Consider the following 2,076-nt stretch of genomic DNA (forward strand, 5'->3'; position numbering starts at 1 on the left):
GCGATAGTGGTCGGCGAGCTTATGGCGCGCCACGCCCAGCAGCCAGGGCACTGCGATCGGCGGCGGGTCATCCTTACGGGCGGCATCCATGGCCGCCAGAAAGGTTTCCGACGTCAAGTCTTCGGCAGTTCCGCGATCGCCGCAGCGTCGGACGAAGTATCCGTAGACAAGCGGCAGCGCCTGGTCGTAGAGCGTCAACAGTGCACCCGGAGCATCGATGCGGTCCGGTTGGGCGCTCACGTCCTTATCGTCGCGGTGGCGCGGCGAACTCCGACGCTTGCGGCGAAAAATTTTCCACTCACGTTATTCCCACACCACCGGTGGGCCATGCGGCGCACAGTCGGCCAGCACCCGGTCGTCGCCGCCCGGCCAGCTGCGGACGCGCAGCAAGAAGGCGTGCGGAGTGTCGGGGGTGCGCCGCTGCGGCTCCAGCATGAGATGCGCGAACGGAGCGCGGGCCTTCGCACCCGCCGCGACTGCATCGATACCGGCACGGACCGCGGCCTGTTCCTCAGCGGAGAGGTATTGCCAGGTAATCGAATGCCACAGGACGGTGAGCGCGCCGTCGGCCACCGCCAGTTCGGCGACCGCATCGGCTGCGGTGCTGCGCTGTAGCCGGGCGGGAACTTTGCGGGCGATGCTGATCGCGCCACGCAGCCGGTCCATGCGAACGGTCATGTCGGGCCAGACGTAGCTCAGCAGCGTCAGTTCGCCCTCGGAGCTGGTGGCGTCGACGGGCGCGATGTCATAGCCATTCCGTTCGGTTATCGGCACCGCATCGGTGGGCGGCAGGTTGCCGCGCCAGGCGTCGTCGATTCTCACCGGAGAGTCGGCCGGTCCCCAGTGACCACCGCGATAGCGGTAGTGGTAGTGATCGGCGCGCAGGTTCAGCCCGGCACTGGATCCGATTTCGAAAAGCCTTACTGGCAAGCGGAATTGACGTCTAAGCATCAATAAGCCGCCGATGAGTGCAGCCGATCTGCCCACCTCGTTGGTTTGCGGCGGTTGATGGAGCGCAGCGCGCAGCGGGCCGATGTGCTCGGTGGCGCTAGCGGTGATATCCGGCCAAGCCGCGTCCGCGTTCCAGGTACCACCGGTGCTCGGGTACCAGCGGTGCAACGCCGGTGCGCGGCCGTCGAGCGCCAGCCGGTGCAGGCCACCGAGCAGTCGAAGCGGCACCGCCAGTCGACCCGGATCGCTTTCGTGACCCGACAGCACGGCCGCGAAGACCCCGCCGGCTTGCACGTCGGCGACCACGCGGTCGAGTAGTTCCGCGTACATCGGGGAACCCAGCGCCGCGCACGCCCGCCCCTGCGAGCGCAGGGTGGCCAGCAGGTGCTCTGTGTCGCTCACCGGTCTAGCCGGTTCAGGCCGGAGCCCACGACGTCGAACGCGTCGCCAAGCGCCTGCGGCAGCGACACCGACTCGTCGTCCAGCCAATGCTCGTAGGCGCTCAGCGCGACACCCAGCATCAGCCAGGCGACGGTCTGCGGCAACAAGTCGCTGGTCTTGGTGCCCGACCGGCGGGCCACGAACGCGGCGATAACCTCGCGCCATCCGGCATACATCGTCATCGAGTACGCCTGTAATTCGGCGGTTTGCAGAATGACCCGCATCCGCTGCCGGTGCCGTAGGGTCTCGGACTCGTCAAAGGTGTTGAACGCCAACAGCGCTGCCCGCAACGCCTCGCCCAGCGGCACCTCGGGATCGACCTGGTCGAGCAGTTCGCGCAACTGCTGTAGATGGCCGTCGAAGTCGCCCCAGGGGATCGCGTTCTTGGAGGCGTAATAGCGAAAGACCGTGCGACGGGCGATCCCGGCGGCCTGCGCGACGTCATCGACGCTGACGTTCTCGAATCCACGGGCGGCGAACAGCCGCAGCGCGACGTCGCTGATGTGGTGCGGTGTCGTCGAGCGGCGCCGGCCCACCCGGGACTCAGGCACCATTGAACCCGCCCTTCCATTTCGGCACTCGATGCCATATTCTGACCAAGATTGTGACCGGCTCGACCCCGACTTGTCGAGTCTTCAAGGAAGGCGGCTTCATGGACCACGAGATCGACACCGACACCGAACT

The 2,076-nt window shown here is 66.8% G+C and carries 3 protein-coding genes; all 3 read right to left on the reverse strand.

Annotation, left to right across the window (positions count from 1 at the left end; all coding sequences use genetic code 11):
* On the reverse strand, positions 1–240 hold a 240-nt coding region (locus ACFE99_RS25280; RefSeq protein WP_375489652.1), incomplete at its 3' end, for an RNA polymerase sigma factor.
* 63 nt (positions 241–303) lie between these two features.
* On the reverse strand, positions 304–1,353 hold the full coding sequence (locus tag ACFE99_RS25285) for a DUF2332 domain-containing protein (protein ID WP_375489654.1): 1,050 nt from the start codon (positions 1,351–1,353) through the stop codon (positions 304–306).
* Entirely contained in the window at positions 1,350–1,946 is a 597-nt protein-coding gene (gene mftR, locus ACFE99_RS25290; protein ID WP_375489656.1) for a mycofactocin system transcriptional regulator, read from the reverse strand. The genes ACFE99_RS25285 and mftR overlap by 4 nt, the downstream gene beginning before the upstream one ends.
* Between the last annotated feature and the right edge of the window lie 130 nt (positions 1,947–2,076).

The sequence above is a fragment of the uncultured Mycobacterium sp. genome (assembly GCF_964249325.1).
GTDB lineage: Bacteria > Actinomycetota > Actinomycetes > Mycobacteriales > Mycobacteriaceae > Mycobacterium.

Bases quoted from the DNA above. Each gene is read 5' to 3' on its own strand.
- mftR (WP_375489656.1), bottom strand. From the start codon at position 1,946: ATGGTGCCTGAGTCCCGGGTGGGCCGGCGCCGCTCGACGACACCGCAC.